Raw genomic sequence first — 1207 nt, 5'->3', positions numbered from 1 at the left:
GTAACAATGGCCAGAAGAAAAACCACTGATAAAAATTTTGCTGATTTGCAAGAAGAGATTGATTTAGAGAGATTTAGAGAAAGCGTAAGATCTAACTTTGCAGATTTTCCAGATCCTCGCATAAGCAAGCGATGTATTTATCCTATATGGTATTTGTTTTTGATTACACTTTCTGGGTATCTAGCAGGATGTAATACCGTGGCTGAGATTGCTCATTTTGCAGAAATAAGAGCCAGCTGGTTTGCTGATCTAATAGGATTAAAGGTAGCTGCACCCTCTTATGATACCCTCTGGTGGTTTCTTGCTAGGGTCCATCCACAAGCATTTAAGGAATTGATTAATCGCTGGCTGCAAGGCTTACCGCAAGAAATGAAAGATCAGCTCTTGGTGATAGATGGAAAGCGGCTAAAAGGCGTTTCAGATAATAAGAATATTGCGCATATTGTCGAGATATTTGCTGCCGAAGGACGCTTAGTAATTGCTCAAGAGAAGGTAGCTGAAAAAGCTAGTGAGACCCAAGCAGTGCCCGCCTTGCTGGAGGCTATGGATGTCAGTGGAGCAATTGTATCAATGGATGCATTGTATGCCCATATGGATATTATTGATGAGGTTTTGAACAAAGGAGCTGACTATATAGTAGGAATTAAAGGTAACCAAAGCCATCTTAAAGCAGAAGCGTATAACTTCTTTGAGCAAGCAAAAGCAGTTAATTACCAGGGAGTAGAGGGAATAACTCGAGAGGAAACCCATGAGAAAAATCGTGGTCGCATAGAAAGTCGTCATGTGTGTGTAGTCAATGCTTTACAGTGGCTTCCTCAACGGGAGAAATGGCATTTGCAGTCCATGATTGAAATACGTTCTGAACGGAAGGTAGCAGATAAAGTAGAACAAGCTATCCGCTATTATGGATCTAGCCGAAAAGCAGGGGCCAAAGAATTTGCCAAGTGGATTCGAGCGCACTGGGCGATAGAAAATAGTTTGCACCATGTAATGGACGTGGTTTTTAAAGAAGATGCTTCATTAAGTGATGTAGGCTTTAGTGCTGAAAACATGGCTTTAATCAGACGCTTAGCTGTTAATGTAATAAGAACCATGGATTCTGGCCGAGGGATTACCGATGCTAGGCGAAATGCTACTTATGCACCTAATTATCTGAGAGGATTACTAGGTAAGGTGTTTATCAAATAATTCTCATCAAAATGCCCTG

1 protein-coding gene is annotated in these 1207 nt (G+C 41.1%); it reads left to right on the top strand.

From position 1 onward, the window contains the following. Nucleotides 1-1188 (top strand): ISAs1 family transposase (locus NEOC65_RS06555; protein WP_213156092.1); only part of this gene is annotated, 1188 nt, incomplete at its 5' end. Between the last annotated feature and the right edge of the window lie 19 nt (nucleotides 1189-1207).

Origin of the sequence: Neochlamydia sp. AcF65, from assembly GCF_018342435.1 — a bacterium.
Classification (GTDB): domain Bacteria; phylum Chlamydiota; class Chlamydiia; order Chlamydiales; family Parachlamydiaceae; genus Neochlamydia.
The sequence above is the reverse complement of the archived record's forward strand: the minus strand, read 5'-3'. Positions and strand labels throughout refer to the sequence as shown.